2 protein-coding genes are annotated in these 1,541 nt (G+C 66.3%); one reads left to right on the top strand and one right to left on the bottom strand.

The genetic code is table 11. The features are described from left to right. The coding region (locus tag WA225_RS01415; protein WP_422606591.1) for an NAD(P)/FAD-dependent oxidoreductase at positions 1 to 861 on the top strand (861 nt) is incomplete at its 5' end. Here WA225_RS01415 and WA225_RS01410 read toward each other — a convergent pair. Next, positions 804 to 1,541, bottom strand: a 738-nt coding sequence (locus tag WA225_RS01410) for a slipin family protein (protein WP_422606590.1), incomplete at its 5' end; no start/stop codon positions are given. The two genes, WA225_RS01415 and WA225_RS01410, sit on opposite strands and share 58 nt — an antisense overlap.

Raw genomic sequence — 1,541 nt, 5'->3', positions numbered from 1 at the left:
GAGTTGCGTTCACGCCTGCTCGGCTGTTTCGAACGCGCAAGTCTCATCACCGACGCGAGCGCTCGCCGCCGGCTGCTCACCTTCGCCGTGGTCGGAGCGGGCCCCACCGGCGTCGAGTACTCGGGTGCGGTGGCGGAGTTGATCAACCACGTGCTACCAAAGGATTACCGGCGGATCGACTTCACCGAGGTGTCCGTGGTGCTGATCGAGGCCGGGGACCGCGTCCTGGCAAGCTTCGCGCCACGCCTGAGCCGCCTTGCGGCGCGCTCGCTGCAACGCAAGTCCGTGCGCATCGTGCTCGGCAAGTCGGTGCGCAACATCGACGAGTTCGGGCTCGTGCTGGATGACGGCGAACGCGTCGAGACGAACACGGTCGTCTGGACCGCCGGCGTGCGGGCTGCGCCGCCGCTCGACCTCGGTGGTGACGCTCTTGTCCGAGGTGGGCGGATCAGGGTGACGCCATCGCTGCACCTCAGCGGTCACCCCGAGGTGTTCGTGATCGGGGACGCGGCGGCTGTGGAGCAGGCGGGCGCGGTGCTGCCGATGCTCGCGCCGGTCGCGATCCAGGGTGGGAAGTACGTCGCACGAGCGATCGGCGCGCGCGTCAAGGGGCGTGAGAGCGCTCCCTTCCGCTACCGCGACAAGGGCACCATGGCGACGGTCGGTCGCGGCGCAGCAGTGGCACAGATCGGACCCGTGCACATCAACGGGTTGGTGGGCTGGTTCATATGGATCTTCGTCCACCTGCTCTACCTGGTCGGGTTCCGCAGCCGCGCTCTCGCGCTCTGGTCCTGGGGGTGGAACTACTTCTTCTGGGATCGGCCGGTCCGGCTCATCGTCACGCCCTCGGCGGATGACTGACCAGAATCCTGCTGGACGTCGGTGGTGGCCTGCTGCTCGCGGGCCATGAAACTCCCGAGCTCCTCGATGGTGCTCATGATCGGCGACGGAAAGACCACGGTGGTGTTCTTGTCGACGCCGATCTCCACCAGGCTCTGGAGGTTGCGCAACTGGAGCGCCACCGGGTGGGCCATCATGATGTCGGCAGCGATCTCGAGCTTGTCCGCGGCCAGTGCCTCGCCTTCCGCGGCAATGATCTTGGCGCGTTTTTCGCGCTCCGCCTCCGCCTGACGGGCCATCGCCCGCTTCATGCTGTCCGGGAGTTGAATGTCCTTCAGCTCCACCAGCGTGACCACCACTCCCCAATCCGCCGTGGTGACGTCAAGGATCTCGCGAATGCTCAGGTTGATGCGGTCGGTTTCGGCGAGCGTCTCGTCAAGCGTGTGCTGGCCGACCACCTTTCGCAGCGTCGTCTGTGCGATCTGATTGATCGCGGCGCCGACGTTCTCGATCGCAACGACCGACTTGACCGCGTCGACGACTCTGAAGTAAGCGACGGCGGACACGTCGATGCTGACGTTGTCGCGCGTGATGATGCCCTGCGACTGGATCGGCATCGTGACAATGCGCAGCGATACGCGGCGCAGCAGGTCGATGACCGGGATGATCGGCCGCAGCCCCGGCCTGCGGAGGCCGATCAC

It is taken from the genome of Pseudomonas sp. (assembly GCF_049300855.1).
Classification (GTDB): Bacteria; Pseudomonadota; Gammaproteobacteria; order Pseudomonadales; family Pseudomonadaceae; genus Aquipseudomonas.
This window is presented reverse-complemented; position numbering and strand designations above follow the sequence as displayed.